The sequence below is a fragment of the Pedobacter terrae genome (assembly GCF_036946585.1).
In the GTDB taxonomy this organism is placed as follows: Bacteria; Bacteroidota; Bacteroidia; order Sphingobacteriales; family Sphingobacteriaceae; genus Pedobacter; species Pedobacter terrae_C.
Genome location: NZ_JAQIIV010000009.1, coordinates 71,651 through 91,586, shown reverse-complemented (window position 1 = coordinate 91,586; position 19,936 = coordinate 71,651). Strand labels below are relative to the sequence as shown.

Below are 19,936 nucleotides of genomic sequence, written 5' to 3'. Positions count from 1 at the left end.
AAATTATGCATAACAACAGCACATTCGCATTCGCGAGTGGTTCTGTGCCCTTGATAAATAAAACTTGTCATTAATATACATAATCTATAGATTTAGTAGTATTTATTGCAAACGTAAAGATTTTTTATCATTTCAAAGAAAATTCTTTAGATTTTTTTAGTCTTTGTAAATTCCAGCTGCCGTTTTTTCTATAAAAGCTTTTGGTAGCCATCTGGTGGCATATGCGCTAATGATATTTACAATACCCGGAATAATCTCGGCTTTTTTCGCAAACATTCCGTTAATCGCAATTCTGGCGACTTCTTCCGGATTCATATTAAACTTTTTAGCCATTTTACTAAATGGATCAAGTCCTGCCCGCCCGGCAAAACCAGTATCAATAGGCCCCGGACTGATGCAACTCACTGAAATATTTGTTTTCTTGAGTTCAAACCGGATGGCCCTGCTAAAAGAAAGAATAAATGATTTACTGGCGGCGTATAAAGCAAATGTTGGAACAGCTTGATAAGCCGCAGTGCTGGAAACGTTAAGAATGTATGATGGGGCTGATTTAAGTAAGAGCGGTTTAAAAAGATAGCAAAGACTAACCACTGTTTCCATATTCAATTGGCACATTTCCAATTGATTGGATAATGGTAAGGAAGAAAATTCTCCCCAAATACCATAACCTGCATTGTTAATTAGAATTGATACCTGAAAATGATTGCTTTCCACCCAAGATAAAACCTGGGCGGGTGTGGATGATAATGAAAGATCTGCAGCTAAAAAATTAACCTTAATACCATATAACTTTATCAGGTTTTCACTTAACTCAGCAAGTTCTTCATCTGAGCGTGCTACAAGTAAAAGATTGTAAGCCTTTTCGGCAAGTGCCGTAGCAATTGCCTTGCCCAGACCTCTATTTGCTCCAGTTATCAAAGCATATGTTTGTTTTATTTCCAAAATCGTTTCCCTACGAGTTTTATTATGAATAGCTAATCTATCAAAAATAAGAAAGAGCAACCTATGCAGGTTACCCTCGCCAATAACAAAGCCAATATTGCTCATCTAAATTACGCTATGAATTCTTTTTAACAGATAAAAAATGATCGAAAGACCAGGTTATGTTATTTCTTTCAAATCTTCCCAGCCAGTGCTCCATTCCAGCAGCTTTTCATTTTTCTTTTGAATTTCTGTTGCGCTGTCTCCATCATCTAATAAATTACAAACACAATTTCCACGTACTTCAAAAAAATCCCTGATAGTTGGATAATCAAAGTCATCATTTATCATTGATGTCAGTTTTAAATTTAATTCAATAATTTTTAAAAGTATTTTAGCAATACCTTATTGTAGACGTCATGGACGGAATCGAACCGCCGTTATAGGTTTTGCAGACCTTTACCTAACCACTCGGCCACATGACTATTTAACCAACAGCTATTATATTTCTGTGTTGACCGTACAAATATATTACAAATAGATAAAGTCTATAGAATTTATAGATTTTATTTTTTGATGTTTATGTCGTTAGTAAATTAACCTCATAAACCTATCAAGAAAGGCTGGTGATAGGTCACCATGACATTTTCACAGATTGTTGCTAATATGGTGCTCAATCCTGTCTGCATAAGTAAAAGGTTTAATCAGCACCGCTCTGAACTTTTAATGTAAAGGAATTAACAGATTTCAGGCCAACCATCAAGATTAGAAATCCTGTTTTTGATTAATCTGTAATCATATCGGGCAAGGAAAACCTGCCGGCTATGAAAGCTGGAATTTATCCGGTCAACTTGGTGAAACCAGGTAGATATTAAGCATACATCGTTTTGGAGGATAAGTAAAAAGAAGTGGGCGATATAGGTAAACATTATCATCCTGAAATTAAGTTATCCGTGGCCTGTCATCTGCTTTCACCCACTCATCGTGTTTGCAGTTGGCGCATGCTGTCTTTTGTCCCGCACTGATCTTGTGAATTTTTCCGCAGAAGTTACAGGCATAAAGTCCATCAAGATCCACTATTTTAGATGCAAGAGCAAATTCTTTGGGCATGATTGGCAAACCTGGCTGTACCTCTTCATCGGAGAAGAAGAAGATGCTCACACAGCCTGAAGTTTCCAGTATGGCCGTTTTAACCTGGCCGAGATGGGACACGCCCTGTTGCCGCAGTTCGGAAAAGAACTCGTCCTGTGCGAGTGCTTCCTTACGGAATTCATGTAATGAGAACATGCCCTTTTCAATAATGTAAGTAGCTTTGCCTTCAACCAGGTCGTCAAATCGTTTACTTTTAGCCATTAAGTAGGTGGTAAGCCTGTAGGCACCTACAATGATGGCGAAAATGGCTAGCGGTACCATGAGTCCGATTTCCTTATAAAACATCGGATCTCCGGCTGCGGAGCCCAGACTGATGATGACAACCATTTCAAATACCGATAACTGCCCTACACCGCGCTTGCCAAGAAGTCTTAGCCCGATTAGTATGATAAAGTACATCAATATGGTGCGTATGGCAATCTCAATGAGAAATTCCCACTTTTCTTCACCTACCATTATTTGGGTCCAGTCGATATCCTGCATATTGAGGTTTATTTTTTGTATGAATAGGTTTAAAGTAACGGACTAAGTTAAATGTAAATTTTCAAAAGTTAATCTGCCTTGAACTTTTCTCAACTGATGGATATCAAAGGTCGGGTTACATACTTTAATCATGCCAGGTAATTCATATCTTCACTTCATCATGGCTATAGAGTAATGTACTGTTAAACGGCTGCCTGCATACTTACATGCCATTCTCATCTGCGAACCTGAAGTTGAGCATAAATAAATCCAAGAGGGTTATTTGATGAAAGATCGTTTATTCTGGAGTGGCTTGAATCTATGTAGCAGAAGTATTTCAATGATAATGGCCATAAAGGAACCATCTTTGCCGATACTGATGTTTTTCTCCTTTATTAGATTGGTGTTGCGTTCCGGTTCCGATCCGGTTGATTGGAATATTTGTTCGAAACTGGGAAGCCGGTATTTATTTTTGTTCACCATTAGCGGTCTCGCTACTGCCTTCTTCATACTTTTTTTCCCCATTTTCATCTTCATGTACAATAAGTGAATGCGGTGCAGCAGATGGTGGATTGCTTCCGGTTCCGGAAATCTCTGGTATGCTAAGTATATCGATGTTGTTGTCTGTTGAGGGCTGAATAGCTTCGGTGTTCCCCAATGCGGCTTGCGCAAGTTGTTCCTGGTCAGTTAGGCGCTCTTCTTGCTGGTCTTTTTTATTTTCGTTGTTTTCCATAATCGCTTTTTTTATTTCAACACCAAAAACACCTCAATAGTTTGCTGTAAAAGGGAAAGCTATTATTACAAAAACTGGTAGGGAAGCTAATTCCCAGCCTGCTGTTGTAAAGTTGAAGCATATTTTCCAACTTATTGATGAGATCATATGATTGATATACATTGAATTCCTACAAAAAATACAGGCTATAAAAGCCTATGCTTAGGGAATTAATGGAGCTTAAAAAAATTCGGATAATAAAGCTCAACTTTTAGTGACCTTTACCATTGGATTCTTCAGCTGATTAAAGGTCCAAAATATTTTAGGAGTAGAATTTTTATTGCCTATTTCATCCGTATGTTTTCTCATTGGGGTTTCGTGCTGCCAAAACCTTAAATTTTATGATTGTTGACACAAACAGGCTTATTCTACACATCAAACGCCTAAATGTTGTAGTATTTTTGTTACAACCCCTCGTTATCTTTGTTGGCGTCTATTTACCTTACCTATACGCATGTTATCAAATACGCTAAACTGTTACATTATTGACGATGAATTTCATTCTATAGAAAATCTTTCTATGCATATTTTAAAGTTTCCCTACCTCTATTTGATGGGATCAAACACCGATCCCGTAGAGGCTTTAACGGAAATAAAGAGGGGACCCAAACCCGATGTGCTGTTTTTGGATATCAATATGCCGAAGCTTTCCGGTTTGGAGATAATAGAATTGATAGATGAAGATATTGATATCATATTTATTACTGCCTATGTAAGTTATGCCGTTGATGCCTTTGAGAAGGCAGCTCTTGACTTTTTGCTTAAACCCATCTCATTCCAAAGGTTTGAAAAGAGCGTTCAACGGCTGCAGAAAAACATGGAGTCGAAAAATTACCACGATGTTACCAATTTAAAAAAATCAATATATATAAATACCGGAGGAAAGGGCAAATTTGCCCAAGTGGAGCTTAGTGATATCATCTTCATTGAGGCGGTAGGGCATTACATACTTATTCAGACCTACGATGAAATATTCAAGACCCATCTTGCTATTAAGGACATCGGTAAGGATCTATCTGCCCAGATATTCTCAAGGGTACATAAGTCATTTATCATAAATTTAGATAAAATAAAATCGATTTCAGGTTCTCAAATCATATTACAGCGTGATTTTAGAGTTCCTATCGGAGATTTTTACAGGGAGCAGCTTATGGAGCGGATAAATGCTAAGAAATACAAAAGATATTAGTAATCAATGACTTATTCATCGGAATTTCACAAAATTGTACGAAGGCTCTCATTTTGAAATGAGTCACTGTTTTTTACTGCGTAGTCTTGAAGAAACGATCACAGTTAATCAAATATCCAATCTTTTAAGATTCTTTTTGTGATTTAATTATTGCATTTGGTCAGTCAATAGTCGATATGAAATGGTTTTGAACAAAACAACGGCTTTTATTAGGCGATTTACAGCAAATATGCTTTTTGATAGCGTTTGAATAATAAATAGTTTTTGACCGTCTTTCGATTGCTATTAAGCTGTAAATAAAAGCGCAAACTGAGGTGTCGACCAAAGTTTGCGCCAATAGGTAATAGACTCGTTAAGGCAGGATGGTATCTTTAATATTTTCAATCAATCCCCGATCGCCATTAGTCATTTGCTGCTGCTGTGCATAACCTTTTACATCGGGGCTACCCAAATCCGGAATAGGAGGACCAGGCTGAACAGGAACGACCTGGAACTCACCTTTACTGTCAATAGATGGTCCACTTGACCAGCGTCCCTGTGACTCCCCAGGCTTTTCAATATTGGTTGATACAAAAGCATATTCGAACCCAGGCACATGGTTTTCTCTTGGAAAAGTATTCGGAATGGGCAAATTCTCGGTTACGCCACCCAAATCTTCCAGTACAGCAAGCCATTGATTTTGATGCATGGCATCTCTGGTGATCAAAAAAGAAAGCATGTCCTTCATTCCTGAATCGTCCGTCAGATCGTAAAGTCTGGTGGCCAATACCCTTCCAGTTGATTCGGCCATTACGTTGGCATACATATCCGCTGCAATGTTTCCACTGCCTACCACCCATGATCCGTTAAACGGCACGCCATTACTGTCTACGGCCATAGCAGATAAACCCGACGATAAAACATGGCGAGGATCCATTCCACCGAGGATATTGCTTACAATTGGATTCTCGCCTACAATTTTATCTTTCAGCTCATGGGTAGCGCCATCAAGATTCAAGGCTACAGCGGTACAAAGCATTTCAATGTGGGATATTTCTTCTGTTCCGGTGTCTAAAAGCATGTCACGGTATTTATTTGGTCCGCGATTTCCCCATGCCTGGAATAAGTACTGCAGGCAAACCCTGATCTCTCCTTCAATGCCGCCGATAGCTTGCTGTAATAGTTTTGCAAATGCAGGATTGGGTTTATCTACCCGAACCTTGTACTGCAGGTTGTTGTCATGATAAAACATAGATTCTAAAATTTAGTTAAAATTTAATTATTGATTTTCAAGGATGCTACAGCTGCTTTCATTCATCTATTCATGTAACCAGAATGCATAGAAAGCATGGCTAGGACAAACTTTCAAATTCTGTTTGCTGAATTGCATGGCAGCTAGAATAAAAACCCGGTAAATAAACTAAAAGTTGCTGATGGAAATACTTGTTTTAAAAAGTAATATACTGGTTTTCAGTTGAAAAGATTATTGGTGCTTTTGGTCGATTAACGGGCTGACCGGTTTTTCTGTGTGTTGAATACCTATCGCGGGAGTTGACTACGTGATTTTTATTTGGTGCAAACAATGCGGTGTGCCGGTTGTCGTAGAGAAAAGCACAAGTCATGAAAAAATATATCAAACTAATAGCAATAATAGCTTCACTGCTAACCAGTTGTACCTCGGGACAGAACAGCCCGGCAGATTCTCATCCCGGAAGCGGATCGGTAAAGGCAGGCTCAAACGACAATACGGTAGAACAGAAAGATACCACTCAAGTAGATTCGACAAGAACAGATAGTAAAAAGAGTCAGTAATGGGAAAATAAGGGAAAACTCAAATGGTGATCAGGCTACCGGCATCCCCGGCTTTACCTATTGGTTTAAAATGATGCAAAGGGAATCGTACTCGCTATGTCATCCCATTTATTTTACATATCCAGACAGTTGAAAATTTTACAGCCTGGCATTGTTCCGTTAATCACCATCCAAAGTAAGTTTGCAATAGGACAAGAATGATGCCCAGCGTTTTTAAAGTTAGTGGTTAGTTTGTCTGACAGTTGATAAAGAATGTATAGGGATTAAGAATACCTTATCTGAGATTCGAACGGTGTAATAACCTGTTTGAGATTAAATCACCTTTTGGGGAAGTATTGAGCTATTTTTAACTGCCGTAGGCTGACCTAAAATACTTGTTTCGTTTAAGAAGAAAGCAAGATAATTGCATTAATTGCTAACCAGGATATTTCGAATCCCCCTTTTTGGCTTTTCCTTCATTTCTATTTAGCGTAATTGCTCTATTTGTTTCAAATAACTATACATGACACTGCCCGGTCTGTTGAAGAACCAGGCAGTATCAAATTTTATCCCGTTAGTTATTTTACTTATCAGCAGGATTTAATCATTTTCCTCCTGTTGATTTTTCCAGTCTTTCGCGTTTCTACTGGTGTCCGTGTCGATGTGATCTCCCTTAGGAATATCAAGATCTGCCGGCCGCTTATCTTCAAATGATTGAGGGCCGTCTTCCTTACGCTGGTCTTCATTGCCCAGCGGTTCGTCTTGTAAGCCATGCTTTTCGTTTTCCATAATGAATTAGTTAATGTGATAATTGTGCCGCTGATTTTCTCTGTCAGGTAAGTTGATTAGCTATTTTACCTGGGCCTGCAAGCTAATAGCCTCTTCGAGATGAGCCTTAAGTGAGGGAAGCTTTACGGTAGCGAATTCCCTTAAATCGGGATCAAATACGCCGTTATCGCTAGCCGCATTCGAAAATAAAGTAATGGCATCCTGATGTGATGCAACCATGATCTCCATAAATGCCCTATCAAATGCTGTTGCATCCGAATTGTTCAGCTTTTGAAGGTTTGCCTGCTCTTTAGGTTGTAAGGAAGCTTCTATCACCCATCCTTTAGCAGACGCCAGAGATTTCATCTCATTGCCTACAGCAGTATGTTCGGTTACCATGTGCTCGCCATAGTATTTCACTGCAGCATTTTGTGCCTTAGCCATAGCAACTGCGCCAGCCTGTACCTCAAAGTTGTTACTGCTCGAAGCTTGTGTAACAAATGATTGGTTGTCCATCTGGTAATTGCCATCCTTTTCCTTTTTACAGCCCATTATGCTGAGCATGGTAAAGGCAACCATCATTACTTTTGTTAATGTTTTCATAATTCTCTTGTATTGTTATTTATTTAAAAAACCTTTTTTCTAGAATGCTGGTTTAGGTGTGAAGTACCCAAAATGCATGTGGTAAATGCCTAGACTTATAGCTTCAATTACCTATGAACACTCAGCTTATCCAGGCTTGAAAATCATATTTGATCATTGGCTTTGTAAAATTACCTGAACAATTGCTAAAAAGGAATGGTTGTACTATTGTATTAATTTACAGTAAGCGATGACTGAACTATGGACTTAACCTTCGATGAAGATTTATTCAGGAATACGATAGATAGTTCTATTGATATGATTCAGGTGTTTAAAGCTGTACGAAATGAGCATGGAGACATCGTTGACTTCGTTTGGATTTTAAATAACAAAGCTTCCGAGAATATCTATGGCGATGTAATTGGTAAAAGTTTGTTGACCCTAAATCCAGGCGTTGTCCGGGAGGGGATTTTCGATACTTTTAAAGCCGTAGTGGAGACAGGGATATCTGACCAAAGTATCAGGCATTATTTACACGAGCAATTTGACGGCTGGTATCTTCAGTCAGCGGTAAAACAGGGAGATGGTGTAGCGACTACCACTAAAGATATTACAGACATCAAAAAAGCAGAAGAGATAGAAAGGCAGAACAGGAATTTGTTACAGGATGTAATCGATGCGCCCAACATTGGCATTGCGGTTTACAAAGCGGTACGTAACAATGAGGGCGAGATTATAGATTTCATTCATGAATACATTAACCAGGCAAGTAAAGGTATGCTTGGGGAGGATTGGACAGGCAGGTTATTTACAGCACATGGCGAGAATGCCCTACTGCAAATGCCGCAATTCCTCAAGGTAATGGCAACCGGACAAAGTAGTAAGTACATTAGGCAAGCTGATTTTCGTGGAAACAAGGTCTGGTTTTCGATCACCAATACTTTTTTGGACGGCGACCGATTGGTGCACACATGGGAAGATATTACCGAAAGAAAAAATGCGGAACTGGACTTGAAGGAAAGCAAGGAGTTGGTGCAGACTGTATTTGACATCACAATTAATCCTATTGCGTATCACAAAGCTATAAGAGATGATTATGGAAAGATTATTGACTTTGAATTTCAGCTTGAAAATCTGAGCGCCAGAAAATATTCGGTGAATGACCGAAAAGGTCAACGCTATTCAGAAGCCTACCCGGGAATAAAGGATACAGTGATTTTTGAAAAATACTGCGACGTAGTAGAAAGTGGTAATGCACTGGATGGCGAAGTAGAGATCAGCCTGAAAGGCAATAACCATTGGTTCCAGGTGATGGCCGCAAAGCTCGGCGATGGCTTGGTGGCGAGCGCTATAGATATCACCGGACGCAAGAAGGCCGAAGTTGAGATACTAAGGCTAAAAGACGAAATCGCCCAGCGTGCAGAGCAAAAGTATCGTTCAATATTTGATTCCATCGATGAGGGTTTGTGCATATATGAAGTGATCTACGATGAAGAACAACGCCCCATCGACTTAAAATGGATAGAGGTAAATCCTAACTTTGAAAAACAGACGGGCTTAAGAGATGTCATTGGCAAAAGGCACAGTGAACTTTTATTATATACGGAAAGCTACTGGTTGGAAACATACGATAAAGTGGTAAAGACTGGTGAGCCGCTCCACTTTGAAGAATGGCACGGCCCCACTCAGCGCTGGTATGACACCTATTCCTCGAGGGATGGAGGACCAGAAAGTAAAAGAGTTACTGTTTTGTTTACTGATATTACCGAACAAAAACATCTAGAGCAGCGACAACGATTTCTATTAAAATTTTCTGATGCTTTACGGATGGAGCAAACGGAGGAGGATATTGCGTCAAGATCACTCCATTTGCTTGCTGATTTTCTACAGCTGGACCGGTGTTACGTCGCACTATGTAGCCTTGACGATGATAAAGCTGATATTTTCCACCAGGTTGGAAATGAAACCGTGCCCCCCATGCCGGATCAAATCCGTTTGTCGGATTTTCCTGATGCATTTAAAATTACTTTTGATGCCACTTTAGTTATTGAAGATTTTAGCAAAACGGAAGGTCTTTCCGATATTGACCGGCAAAATATTGGTGCGCTTGGTCTGTGCGCACTCGTAGCGGCAACGCTCCGAAAAAATGAACATGAGCCCCTGTGGTGTATAGTAGCGGTATCTTCAGTACCTCGTGCATGGACGAAAAGTGATATATCCTTAATCGAAGAGGTTACCGAACGTACCTGGACTTCCATGGAAAAAGCAAGAGCAGAGACAAACCTGCGAACAAGCGAAGAAAAATATCGTAGCCTTTTCGACAATATAGATGAAGGTTTTGCGCTTATGGAACTACACCGCGATGCAAATGGAGCGGTTGTTGATTTGACTTACCGGGAAGTAAACGGCGCTTTTATACGCTTTACCGGCTGGAATAATGCGATAGGTAAGAGAGGTACTGAATTAATGCCCAATCTTGAACCTGAGCTGCTGGAGTTGATGCGTTCAGTAGCGGATAACGGTGTAACTTATAGAAAGGAAGACTACGTAGCCGATCTGGATAAATGGTATGATGTACATTATTCCTGCGTATACGAGCCTGGGAATAATTTCATCTTAGCTGTTTTCAAAGATACGACCGAACGTAAGCGAAACGAAGCGCAGCAAAGGTTACTACTTCATATCAGCGATAAGTTAGGCAGAGCCGATAGTCTTAAAGATGTTCAGACAATAGTTACGAATTCGCTACGCGATCATTACGACGCCGGCTGGTGTTATTATGTGGAATGGGACGAAGATAAAAATTCCAGCGTAGTGCTATATGATTCAAGAAGGGATGGTCTTTTGTCTCTTGCGGGTACGCATGACGTTTCAGGCATTCCGGAGTTTATACATATTTTAAAATCGGGGCAGATCTTAAATGTAAAGGATTATGAAGATTATGACTTGTTAAGTCAGGGGATCCGCGAAAGATATACTGCCGTAGGATTTCGTTCGATGCTTGTAGCATCCCTGAAACGACATGACAGATTGATCTCATCTTTGATTATTGGCGACACTAAAATCCGGAATTGGTCACATCATGATGAAACCTTGTTAGCCGATATAGCTGAACGCACATGGGCAGCTATGGAGAGAGCGAAAGCGGAAGAAGCTTTGCGTGAATCGCGGAAACGATTCAAGTCAATTGCCAACTTGGTTCCTGACCTGCTTTGGGACAGCGAGCCCGACGGATCAACTAATTGGTATAATCAGCGTTGGCTGGAATATACCGGACAGTCTTTGGAAGAAGCCGTCGGGTGGGGCTGGATTGACGCCATTCACCCTGATGACCGTGCAGGTTCGTCCAAACGATATGCGGAGGCGGTGGAAGCCGGAGTGTCTCTGCGGCAGGAGCACAGAATAAGAAATTATGAAGGTCAATATCGATGGTTTGTGGTTGATGCTTTGCCCTTAAAAGATGAGCAAGGCCGGGTAGTTAAAATGTATGGGGCCGCCACTGATATCCACGACCGCAAACAAGCTGAAGAAGCACTGAAAAAATCAGAAGAGCAATTTCGCAAGGCAATTGAAGATGCGCCTGTTCCGGTAATCATGCATGCTGAAGATGGTGAAGTATTACAGATTAGCCGCTCCTGGAGTGAACTTACCGGCTTCAATCTGGAAAAGGTCAGCAATATGGACTCATGGTTTACTAAAGCGTATGGAGAAGGAGCTGATGCTGTAAGAAACCACATGCATCAGTTGTTCAATGGGAAAAAACGAACCATCAATATTGAGTTTGCCGTAGCAACTCCCAACGGCGAGCTTCGGCACTGGAGCTTTAGCGCATCCTCGCCAGGCAAGCTTAAAGACGACCGGCGTTACATCGTCGGTATGGCTATTGATATTACCGATCGAAAACTTCATGAAGAATATCTTAAAAACTTCAGTAATTTATTAGAGAAACAGATACAAGTTCGAACTACAGAATTACAGGAAAGCCGAGACCAGTTGCGCTCATTGCTAGATACCACCTTGGTACAAATGTCTATCCTCAAAGCTGTTCGCAATGAGCAGGGAGAGGTCGCCGATTTGGAGATCATAGCTGTTAACCACGAGCTGGAAAAAGAAACCGGACGTTCAGATCTTATAGGCAAGTTGTATGCTGCGGAATATCCGGGCATCCGCGAAACAGGAATATTTGACCTGATCATAAAAGCCATTAATACAGGCGAGCCGCAGGGCACAGAATATTTTTATACCTATGAAGGATTTGAAAAATGGTTCAGTTGCATGTTTGTCAAGTTTGCAGACGGTGTGGTAGCTACAAATATGGACATCAGCGCCCATAAGCGGGCTGAAGAGGAACGGTTTAAAAACTATGTATTACTTCAGCAGTCTGAAGAAATCGCCTCGATTGGTACATGGGATTTTAATTTAACTACCAATCACTTTACCTGGTCGGCTGGCATGTACCGCCTGTTTGATCTGAAAAAAGGAACCAAGGTGATGCCAGAAGTTTATCTTGATTATACAACTAAGCGTGGCCGTGCGGCTGCCGAGCGAACCGTAGCACATATACGGCAGAGTGATACAGATTTCGAAGAAACTTTGGAACTGAACATAGCGGGCAATGTTAAGATATTGCATGTCAAAGCTGCCATTGTACAGAATGACTCGGGCCGGGTAGAAAGAGTGTTGGGTGTTAATCTGGACATTTCTGCCATGCGCCAGGCTGAAGAGAAGATTAAGCGTATGGAAAAAGAGCAGCAACTGGAGATTTTCAGGACCTCACTAAGTACCCTGGAGGAAGAACGGCACCGGATATCAGAGAGTTTGCATAACGGAATAGGTCAGATATTGTACGGTATCAAAATCAATATGTCTGGTCTCCGCCACGGCGCGAGCTCCCTGGAGTTTGAGAAAAATAAAGCTTATGTGAGCAACCTACTTACTGATGCGATTGTGGAAACACGCCGAATTTCGCATGAGCTTATGCCGACGACCCTTGAACAGTTCGGATTGAAAAGTGCTTTAAACGACATTTGCAGACAGTTATCTGGAGAGGTCAACTTCAATTGTCAAACTACCGGCCTGCGCATGCGGATGGAAAAATACCTGGAACTGGCCGTCTATAGGACTGTACAGGAACTCATGTCAAATGTTGTTAAGCATGCAAAGGCTACCAAATGTGAGGTAAACGTAGGGGTAGTACGAAGAGAGATCCAAATCAGGGTTGCTGACAATGGCCAGGGAATAGCTGCGGGAACTAAACGTAAACCAGGCATTGGGATGGCCTCCATCCGGAGTAAAATCAAGCTTCTTAACGGAGACATACAAATCACAACGGCCCCAGGGCGGGGAACGATTATTGATATTACTATACCTAAACCTAAATAAAATTATTAAATATGATTGGTTTGTTAATAGTCGAAGACAATGAAATCGTCAGAAATGGGCTTGTCCGATTTTTGAGTGAAGATCCCAATATTCACATTGCAGGTGAGGCCGAGAACGGTGCTCATGCAATCAAGCAATTGATCGCTTCAACCGCCGTGGATGTGGTTTTGGTTGATTGGAATATGCCTGATATGGATGGTTTAACGTTAACCAGACTTCTTACCGTACAATGTCCAAAAATAAAGGTGATTATTCTAACCATGCATAGTAACCCCGATTATAAAGCTAAAGCAAAAATGGCTGGCGCAAAAGGATATGTTCTTAAAGATGTAGACATGGAGAAATTGATCGAGGCAATAAAAGCCGTGGCAGGAGGGCGCGAAGTATTTATGTAACGGTCGGATTTGGCAAGTAATACTTTTCAACGGTGAATACAACACTTTTTTGATATAGTGTAATATGAATTAGTTGAATTAGTCAAAACTTAATCTGACCGAAGGCAATTTTTAACTAATTCACATCATCAATTACACTTCCAAGGGTAAACTTATACCGGCTAAAAATAGGCTTTACCGCTTTGTTCAGGATTTTTGTTGGTTTTATTTGATCTAAGTAATTGATAATCAGTATATTTTATAGCATAATCAAGTAAGCTGTTGCTTTACCTGTCAATCAGATCAATTTCTCAGTTGTTATTTCCATAACACTTTTCAATCGCATATATTTGCTTTTATATTAATTGTATCCTTGCAAAGCCTCACTTCTCTTTTCAACCGTTATTATCGTACCGCATTTAGCATTATTTGCCTGATGTTAGTTTTCGTATACAGCAAGAGGTTTGGTTACATGCTTTTCCATACTTTGGTTGAGCTCTTTTCCATCGTAATCGCTTTTGCAGTGTTTATTGTGGCCTGGAATTCCAGGAAAATGCAGGACAACAAATACCTGCATGTTGTGGGTATCTCCTATCTGTTCATTGGTGCGCTGGATTTGTTACATACTTTGAGCTATAAGGGTATGAATATCATACCGTTACCTGGATATCCCGCCAATCAGTTCTGGGTGGCGACACGTGGTATGGAGGCGGTAATCTTTCTCGGTGGTTTTTTAATGATTGGACGTAAACGGAAAATTAATACGGAACTGCTTTTCCTTTTATATTTTGTGGTGTCTTCACTCATTGCTTCAAGCATCTTGGTGTGGAAAGTATTTCCGGTTTGTTTTGTGCCTGGAACGGGTCAAACCCTTTTTAAAGTCGTATCTGAATACGCGATCATTTTATTTTTGTTGACAAGCTTATTCTTGCTTCACAGGAGGAGAGCTAATTTCGATCGGAAGACTTACCATCTGCTTTCTGGATCCATTATAGTTGCCATCCTAAGTGAATGTTGTTTTGCTACCTACACATCAAACTATGGCACCTTAAACGAATGGGGACATTACGGCAAACTGATTTCTTTCTTTCTCATTTACAAGGCTAATGTACAAATGGCTTTTGAGAAGCCCATGGCAAGTATTTTCCGTGAGCTAAAAGCCAGCGAAACAGAATATAAGACTTTGGCTGAAAATCTTCCAGATATCGTCATGCGTTTTGATGAAAATCTGGATTGTATCTATGTTAACCAGGATATCACTAAATTCCCACAGTTCGCTGATTCCGATGTTCAGGCATTGAGCAAACGTATCTGGACTGAATTGAAACAAGCACTCCTTGTAAGAAAAAATATTACAGGAGAGTTAGAAGTTGGCATGCAGAATAGCCGGCATTATTATTCATTTCAGATTATTCCGGAAATCTTCGATAACGCTTCAGAGGTGAGGCTTTTGGTTATTTTTAGGGACATCACCATCGTTAGGAGGGAAAAACTCCATCTTTCGAAGCTTTTGGATACTATTCCACAACAGGTATGGACGGCCAGAGCTGATGGTAAGATTGATTATGTTAACGGCGTGATCATCCGGGATTTTGCGCTTAGTCCTGATTCCCCTTTTGGTATTGGTTGGCAACACTATGTTCATCCTGATGACTTGCAGGAATGTATAAGGGTGTGGATGTTTTCCCTTAGTAATGGTACCGAATACCAGGTTCAATTCAGATTGAAAATGGCAGATGGTCAATATCTTTGGCATTTGGGACGGGCCGTGCCTATTCTTGAAAATGGTGAGGTCATATTATGGATCGGTTCAAATACCAATATTGACCTGCAAAAGAAAGGGCAGGAGCAACGGGATGAATTTATTTCTATTGCTTCGCATGAATTAAAAACACCATTAACCAGTATCAAGGCATTTAATCAATTGCTTGCCAGAACTAACGATCTAGATAGAGCAAAATCTTACTTACAAAAAGTAGATGTCGCTACAACTAAACTGGAAAGCCTGATTAACGATTTACTGGATGTGAGCAAGATTAATGCCGGTAAGCTTCAGTTTAACAAATCCACTTTCAACCTTAACCAGCTGTTGCATGAATGCTGCGAAAACCTTCAGCTAAGCGTTAATACCCATCAGATCATTTTTAATGAAACCGAACAGATAGATATGTATGCTGACCGTTTCAGGATGGAACAGGTGATCGATAATTTATTCAGTAACGCGGTTAAATACTCCCCTAATGCGGATGTGGTGAATGTTACATTCAAAGTTGAACAGGAAGCGATTATTATCGTTGTAGAAGATTATGGTATAGGTATTGATAGTCAGGAGCTTGAGCGGCTTTTTGACCGTTACTACCGATCAGATAATGCCGCGGAGCGCTTTGGTGGACTTGGTCTCGGACTTTTTATTTCTTCTGAAATCATTAAAGCTCATCAGGGCACGTTCTGGATTGAAAGTGAATTGGGAGTTGGGACTACAGTTTACATACGCATTCCATTGAGCGAAAGGGCGGGGATAAAAAACTTAGTTACTAAAGGGCTGAACTACAGCAATGAATACCTAACCATTAGTTGTAATCATCAGCAAGGTTGGATGGAAGCAAATTGGACAGGACATCAGAATTTTAAAAGTGTGCAAAATGGGGGACTTCAGATGATCGAACTGCTGAGGTCATCGGGACTAAAAAAAGTACTTAATGATAATAGAGAAGTGCTTGGTAATTGGTCAGAGGCATCAGACTGGGCGGGCAAGGTTTGGTTTCCGATGATGATCGAAGCCGGCCTCGATGATTTTGCCTGGATCTTTTCTCCAAGTATCTTTGCACAACTTGCCGCGCAGAAAAGTTTCGATGTATCGGACGGTAAAGCCAACGTTCGCTTTTTTTATGATATGGAGGAGGCCAAACGCTGGTTGAAGGAAACAACAAAGATTAAGCCCTCTATTTTGTAATTCACCAATCTTATATTCTGCAACCAAGGATCAATAGTTAAAAGGCCTAAAACAAACGTTTTGCTGAAAACTTTTTGGCAAAGTCGTCGAAAGCTTCCCGAAAACTTCGGCCTACCGGAATGATGGTTTTTCCAATTAATACTTCATGATTGCTGATGGCACTTACCTGGCACTGATTAATAATGAATGATCGGTGGATTCTTAAAAACCCTTTATACTGAAAATGTACTGCAAGTTCTGAAATCGACATTTTGGAAACCATAATATGTTCATGTTGAATCACAACCTTAATATCGTTTCCAATGCTTTCAAAATAAAGAATATCTTTCGTCAAAAGCTTCCGGTTGAATCCCCCGGACTTAAAAATTACGAAATCGTCTTCATTTTCTTTTTTTACATTTCTCAGGATCCTGTCTACAGATTTAAAAAAGCGTTCGAAAGTGATGGGTTTCAACAGATAGTCTACCGCTTCCAACTCAAAGCCCTCGATGGCAAATTCGCGGTAAGCAGTGGTAAAAATGGTAGACGGCTTTTTATTCAGTGACCTCATAAACTCTATACCGTTCAGATCCGGCATCTGAATGTCCAGAAACAGAAGATCCACTTCCTGCGTTTGTAAAATTCCATAGGCCTCCAGCGCATTTGTAGCCGTAGCTACCAGCTTCAGTTCCACTATCTTTGAAATATGGTTTTTTAAAAGGCTGACGGCTAAAGGCTCATCATCTATCACAATACAGTTAATCATTTTATTGGTGTCATTAATTTTATCGTAAACCAATTATTTAAGTGACTTATTTCTAATGAGTATTGATTTGGGTAATACAGATCAAGTTGCTTTCTGGTGTTTTCCAATCCTATTCCAGTCCCCACATTTTCGTATTCGCCAAAGAATTGATTTTCCACCATAAAAATAACAGTGTTTGCATAAGTCTCAATCGAAATGCTGACGGTCACGTTGCCGCTTGTTTTTTCGGCCCCATGTTTAAAAGCATTTTCTACAAAAGACAGATAAAGCAAAGGTGGGATCATGCCTGGAGTTTCTATTTTTTCCTCCATTGTAAGTTTCAAACGTTTATCATAACGCAGCATTTCGAGGGAAATATAATCTTTAACGATTTTTAGCTCCTCTGTTATGGGAACCATTTCTCTTTGCCCGTGGTAAAGGATATAATCCAGAATGTCTGAAAGCTGGCTGATGGATTGGGATATAGCACGCGAACCGGTGATGGATAAAGAATATATATTATTTAAAGTGTTAAAGAGGAAATGTGGATTAAGTTGTGCTTTCAGGGCTTTCAATTCAAGCTCCGACTTCTCTTTCTGAAGCTGCAGGGCATTTTGCTTTTCATCTCTATACCGAAGTATAAACATCATTGAAATAAAAATGAAAGATCCGGAAATAATGGGTAGGATGTAGTGAAACAAAAGATATCTGACATCCGTTAGAATATTGCTAATGTTATTTTGAGGGTAGTTTGCAAATAAAGGTTCGGCAATATATACAATAAAAAGGCGGTTGAGCACTCCTAAAATATACATTCCGGCAATAAAGTAAAGGGTAAAACTGACATATTTTTTAGCCTCAAAAAATCTGCGGATCAGAACAAAGTAAATCCAGTTGGCACCAATGATCTGGAAGATCCAATGACATACATCATAGTAAAATATTTCACTGAAATTCGGCTGTTCAAGCTCACCATAATTCCTGAATATTCCAAACACAAATAAAGCGATCCAAAGTCCTGTTTGATAACTGATTCCCCTTTTTAACTTTACGTTCGATATTTTGTTCACAGTGCATAAAGATATTACTAAAAAGCATGGTATGCATTGATTGTATTCAGAAGTAGCCATTTTGATGATGAATTTCAGGAACAGGCATTCAGATAGCATGTAGTGCTGTATGCAGGCAAAAGAACTTCTTCTGCAACTTTGGTTTAATATCCACTGTAAATAGAGATATCATTGCAGAAAAAAGAATGAATAAAGAAAAATTTATTGGATTAGATCATTTGCGGGCAGTTGCGATCTTGCTGGTATTCCTCTATCATTACCGGATGTTTGAGCATCCAGCTTGGGTAGATGCTATCGGGTGGATCGGGTGGACCGGAGTTGACTTGTTTTTTATATTGAGCGGATTTTTAATTTCCAACCAATTCTTTCGAGAAATCAGCGTACACGGAACCATCAGACTAAAAGTTTTCTTTACCAAACGGTTTTTCAGGATCATTCCACCGTATCTGTTTACGCTATGGCTATATTTTGTTTTTCCGTTAGTTAGAGAACGGGAGGCTTTGCCGCCGCTGTGGAAGTTTCTTTCCTTTACACAGAATTATGGTTTGGATGTAATTAACCATGGAACCTTTTCTCACGCCTGGTCACTATGCATTGAAGAACAATTTTACCTGGTCCTACCGATTTTACTGTTGTTTTTAATCAGGCTAAAGCAAATGAAATACCTGAAAATCATCATTATTTTGCTATTGATTTCCACCTTTGTATTGCGCATTTTCTCTTGGCATGCATACGTTCTTCCCAATCTTGAGACTCCGGATTTCTGGAAAAAATGGTATATGAATATCTATTATCCTACGCATACGAGGTTAGATGGTCTGGCCATTGGGGTACTCATTGGCGCACTATTTCAGGCATCAACATTCAAAATGATGATCAATCGAAATGGGAATTTATTGCTTTTTATCGGAACAATAGCCACTACATTTTCACTGTGGTTCTGTAATGACTTTTATTCTCAACATGCTTCACTATTTGGCTTTACGCTGGTAGCCGTAAGCTACGGAATACTGGTAACAGGAGCCATTTCAGGAAACTCTTTTCTAAGTAGGAAATCTAACAGGATCACCACTCAATTAGCAGCCCTATCTTATTCTGTTTATTTATCACATAAAATTGTTATCCACCTTGTACAGTTGTTTTTTGGAAAAATTAAAATCCCGGCATCCAATACGATTGGATTGTTGATCTGTTTTACCTTTTGTATCCTGGCAGGCCTGTTTTACCGCTACTGTATTGAAAGGCCATCGGCAGTCATTAAAAATAAAATCCTTAACAAAATTGAATCGCGAATAACCAATAACATGTTTAACTCATGAAAAAACTTATTGTGAGCATCTTCATCCTGATGTCTAATATTGCTATAGCCCAGCATTTCAGCAAGGAGAAAATGGAAATCAAACGCGTGGTTTTACAATTCAAAGAAAGTATCATACAAAAAGATTCGATCACTTTTCATAGTTTGTTCCATGAAAATCCTGTGGTTTGGATCGGCGTGGTTAAAAACAGGTCACAGCAAAAACGACTGGGAATTAATCCGGTAAACCGTAAAAATTATTTTAAAGATACGTATGAAAACTTTTTCCGCTACATCATGGAAAAAGGCGGTAAGGAAGAAAAATTTGATCAGATCAAAATCATCAATGATGATGTGATTGCCAGTGTGAGTTTTAATTATTCATTTCGGGAGGAAAATACCATGACGAATTGGGGAAGTGAATATTGGCACCTCATTAAAACGGAGGGAAAATGGAAGATCGTAAGCATTATTTATTCTTTTGAAAATGCAAAATTTTTCCCCTTACATTCGCGTTAGG

General features: G+C 39.9%; 16 protein-coding genes and 1 tRNA gene. 7 read left to right on the top strand and 10 right to left on the bottom strand.

Annotated elements, in window-relative coordinates; translation table 11 throughout:
* Positions 1–156 precede the first annotated feature (156 nt).
* The 5 genes from PGN18_RS13650 to PGN18_RS13630 all read right to left on the bottom strand — a co-directional run bounded on the left by PGN18_RS13650 (position 157) and on the right by PGN18_RS13630 (position 3,268).
* Complete coding sequence (locus PGN18_RS13650; RefSeq protein WP_335320077.1) at positions 157–1,047, bottom strand: SDR family NAD(P)-dependent oxidoreductase; 891 nt, start codon at positions 1,045–1,047, stop codon at positions 157–159.
* A gap of 54 nt (positions 1,048–1,101) precedes the next feature.
* The gene (locus tag PGN18_RS13645) at positions 1,102–1,272 is read right to left on the bottom strand and encodes a hypothetical protein (RefSeq protein WP_335320076.1); all 171 of its coding nucleotides are present in this window, start codon (positions 1,270–1,272) and stop codon (positions 1,102–1,104) included.
* Between the two features lie 63 nt (positions 1,273–1,335).
* A tRNA-Cys gene (locus PGN18_RS13640) sits at positions 1,336–1,406 on the bottom strand.
* Between the two features lie 457 nt (positions 1,407–1,863).
* Entirely contained in the window at positions 1,864–2,556 is a 693-nt protein-coding gene (locus tag PGN18_RS13635; protein ID WP_335320075.1) for a DUF421 domain-containing protein, read from the bottom strand.
* 445 nt (positions 2,557–3,001) lie between these two features.
* Positions 3,002–3,268 (bottom strand): hypothetical protein, encoded by a 267-nt coding sequence (locus tag PGN18_RS13630; protein WP_335320073.1) that lies wholly within the window; start codon positions 3,266–3,268, stop codon positions 3,002–3,004.
* A 493-nt stretch (positions 3,269–3,761) separates the two neighbouring features.
* On the opposite strand from PGN18_RS13630, the gene PGN18_RS13625 reads away from it, so the two are divergent.
* Complete coding sequence (locus tag PGN18_RS13625) at positions 3,762–4,496, top strand: LytR/AlgR family response regulator transcription factor (protein WP_335320072.1); 735 nt, start codon at positions 3,762–3,764, stop codon at positions 4,494–4,496.
* 352 nt (positions 4,497–4,848) lie between these two features.
* On the opposite strand, the gene PGN18_RS13620 is transcribed toward PGN18_RS13625, so the two are convergent.
* Entirely contained in the window at positions 4,849–5,727 is an 879-nt protein-coding gene (locus PGN18_RS13620; RefSeq protein WP_335320070.1) for a manganese catalase family protein, read from the bottom strand.
* A gap of 368 nt (positions 5,728–6,095) precedes the next feature.
* On the opposite strand from PGN18_RS13620, the gene PGN18_RS13615 reads away from it, so the two are divergent.
* Positions 6,096–6,287: a hypothetical protein gene (locus PGN18_RS13615; RefSeq protein ID WP_335320068.1), complete on the top strand. Its 192-nt coding sequence runs from the start codon at positions 6,096–6,098 to the stop codon at positions 6,285–6,287.
* A 579-nt stretch (positions 6,288–6,866) separates the two neighbouring features.
* On the opposite strand, the gene PGN18_RS13610 is transcribed toward PGN18_RS13615, so the two are convergent.
* Positions 6,867–7,055: a hypothetical protein gene (locus PGN18_RS13610; protein ID WP_335320067.1), complete on the bottom strand. Its 189-nt coding sequence runs from the start codon at positions 7,053–7,055 to the stop codon at positions 6,867–6,869.
* 60 nt (positions 7,056–7,115) lie between these two features.
* The gene (locus PGN18_RS13605) at positions 7,116–7,637 is read right to left on the bottom strand and encodes a DUF4142 domain-containing protein (RefSeq protein WP_335320065.1); all 522 of its coding nucleotides are present in this window, start codon (positions 7,635–7,637) and stop codon (positions 7,116–7,118) included.
* A gap of 240 nt (positions 7,638–7,877) precedes the next feature.
* Here PGN18_RS13605 and PGN18_RS13600 point away from each other — a divergent pair, with 240 nt between their 5' ends.
* The 3 genes from PGN18_RS13600 to PGN18_RS13590 all read left to right on the top strand — a co-directional run bounded on the left by PGN18_RS13600 (position 7,878) and on the right by PGN18_RS13590 (position 16,325).
* A complete protein-coding gene (locus PGN18_RS13600) occupies positions 7,878–12,998 on the top strand; it encodes a PAS domain S-box protein (protein ID WP_335320064.1) in 5,121 nt (1,706 codons plus the stop codon).
* An 11-nt stretch (positions 12,999–13,009) separates the two neighbouring features.
* Complete coding sequence (locus PGN18_RS13595; protein ID WP_335320062.1) at positions 13,010–13,393, top strand: response regulator; 384 nt, start codon at positions 13,010–13,012, stop codon at positions 13,391–13,393.
* A 415-nt stretch (positions 13,394–13,808) separates the two neighbouring features.
* The gene (locus PGN18_RS13590; protein WP_335320061.1) at positions 13,809–16,325 is read left to right on the top strand and encodes an MASE3 domain-containing protein; all 2,517 of its coding nucleotides are present in this window, start codon (positions 13,809–13,811) and stop codon (positions 16,323–16,325) included.
* 46 nt (positions 16,326–16,371) lie between these two features.
* Here the strand turns inward: PGN18_RS13590 and PGN18_RS13585 are convergent, their stop codons facing one another.
* Positions 16,372–17,070, bottom strand: coding sequence for a LytR/AlgR family response regulator transcription factor (locus PGN18_RS13585; RefSeq protein WP_335320060.1), 699 nt, complete (start codon positions 17,068–17,070; stop codon positions 16,372–16,374).
* Positions 17,067–18,119, bottom strand: a complete 1,053-nt coding sequence (locus PGN18_RS13580; protein ID WP_335320059.1) for a sensor histidine kinase — start codon at positions 18,117–18,119, stop codon at positions 17,067–17,069. The genes PGN18_RS13585 and PGN18_RS13580 overlap by 4 nt, the downstream gene beginning before the upstream one ends.
* Before the next feature lie 185 nt (positions 18,120–18,304).
* Here PGN18_RS13580 and PGN18_RS13575 point away from each other — a divergent pair, with 185 nt between their 5' ends.
* Positions 18,305–19,438 carry an acyltransferase family protein gene (locus PGN18_RS13575; protein ID WP_335320058.1) on the top strand — a complete coding sequence of 378 codons (1,134 nt, stop codon included), beginning with the start codon at positions 18,305–18,307 and terminating at the stop codon, positions 19,436–19,438.
* On the top strand, positions 19,435–19,935 hold the full coding sequence (locus PGN18_RS13570) for a hypothetical protein (protein WP_335320057.1): 501 nt from the start codon (positions 19,435–19,437) through the stop codon (positions 19,933–19,935). The genes PGN18_RS13575 and PGN18_RS13570 overlap by 4 nt, the downstream gene beginning before the upstream one ends.
* The last annotated feature ends 1 nt before the right edge of the window (position 19,936 follow it).

Bases quoted from the DNA above. Each gene is read 5' to 3' on its own strand.
- PGN18_RS13615 (WP_335320068.1), top strand. From the start codon at position 6,096: ATGAAAAAATATATCAAACTAATAGCAATAATAGCTTCACTGCTAACC.
- PGN18_RS13570 (WP_335320057.1), top strand. From the start codon at position 19,435: ATGAAAAAACTTATTGTGAGCATCTTCATCCTGATGTCTAATATTGCT.
- PGN18_RS13625 (WP_335320072.1), top strand. From the start codon at position 3,762: ATGTTATCAAATACGCTAAACTGTTACATTATTGACGATGAATTTCAT.
- PGN18_RS13630 (WP_335320073.1), bottom strand. From the start codon at position 3,268: ATGGAAAACAACGAAAATAAAAAAGACCAGCAAGAAGAGCGCCTAACT.
- PGN18_RS13575 (WP_335320058.1), top strand. From the start codon at position 18,305: ATGAATAAAGAAAAATTTATTGGATTAGATCATTTGCGGGCAGTTGCG.
- PGN18_RS13645 (WP_335320076.1), bottom strand. From the start codon at position 1,272: ATGATAAATGATGACTTTGATTATCCAACTATCAGGGATTTTTTTGAA.
- PGN18_RS13650 (WP_335320077.1), bottom strand. From the start codon at position 1,047: ATGAGCAATATTGGCTTTGTTATTGGCGAGGGTAACCTGCATAGGTTG.
- PGN18_RS13605 (WP_335320065.1), bottom strand. From the start codon at position 7,637: ATGAAAACATTAACAAAAGTAATGATGGTTGCCTTTACCATGCTCAGC.
- PGN18_RS13585 (WP_335320060.1), bottom strand. From the start codon at position 17,070: ATGATTAACTGTATTGTGATAGATGATGAGCCTTTAGCCGTCAGCCTT.
- PGN18_RS13610 (WP_335320067.1), bottom strand. From the start codon at position 7,055: ATGGAAAACGAAAAGCATGGCTTACAAGACGAACCGCTGGGCAATGAA.
- PGN18_RS13620 (WP_335320070.1), bottom strand. From the start codon at position 5,727: ATGTTTTATCATGACAACAACCTGCAGTACAAGGTTCGGGTAGATAAA.
- PGN18_RS13635 (WP_335320075.1), bottom strand. From the start codon at position 2,556: ATGCAGGATATCGACTGGACCCAAATAATGGTAGGTGAAGAAAAGTGG.
- PGN18_RS13600 (WP_335320064.1), top strand. From the start codon at position 7,878: ATGGACTTAACCTTCGATGAAGATTTATTCAGGAATACGATAGATAGT.
- PGN18_RS13590 (WP_335320061.1), top strand. From the start codon at position 13,809: ATGTTAGTTTTCGTATACAGCAAGAGGTTTGGTTACATGCTTTTCCAT.
- PGN18_RS13595 (WP_335320062.1), top strand. From the start codon at position 13,010: ATGATTGGTTTGTTAATAGTCGAAGACAATGAAATCGTCAGAAATGGG.